The organism is Corallococcus caeni (assembly GCF_036245865.1).
Lineage (GTDB): Bacteria > Myxococcota > Myxococcia > Myxococcales > Myxococcaceae > Corallococcus > Corallococcus caeni.
Map to the genome: position 1 here is coordinate 1 of NZ_BTTW01000081.1, position 390 is coordinate 390.

Annotated in this window: 1 protein-coding gene; it reads right to left on the bottom strand. The window is 69.0% G+C overall.

All coding sequences use genetic code 11. The annotated features are described in order from the left end of the window. On the bottom strand, nt 1–390 hold a 390-nt coding region (locus AABA78_RS38980; protein ID WP_338270606.1), incomplete at both ends, for a condensation domain-containing protein.

Below are 390 nucleotides of genomic sequence, written 5' to 3' on the forward strand. Positions count from 1 at the left end.
CGGCGGGGGCATTCTGCAGGACGAGCATCACCTGGAAGAGAGGGCTGCGGCTCAAGTCACGCGAGGGCTGGAGGACTTCCACCAGCTTCTCGAAGGGGACGTGCTGGTGCTCATAGGCCGCGAGGGTAGAGGCCTTCACCTGGGAGAGCAGCTGGCGGAACGTCTCCTCGGGGCGCACGTGGGCGCGCAGGACGAGGGTGTTGACGAAGAAGCCGATGAGGCCCTCGGCCTCGGAGTGGGTGCGGCCGGCGATGGGGGAGCCGACGCTGATGTCGTCCTGGCCGGAGTAGCGGGAGAGGAGCAGCTGGAAGGCGGAGAGCAGCAGCATGAAGGGCGTGGCGCCCTCCCGCTGGGCGAGGCCCCGCAGCGAGTCCGTCAGCTCCGAAGGGA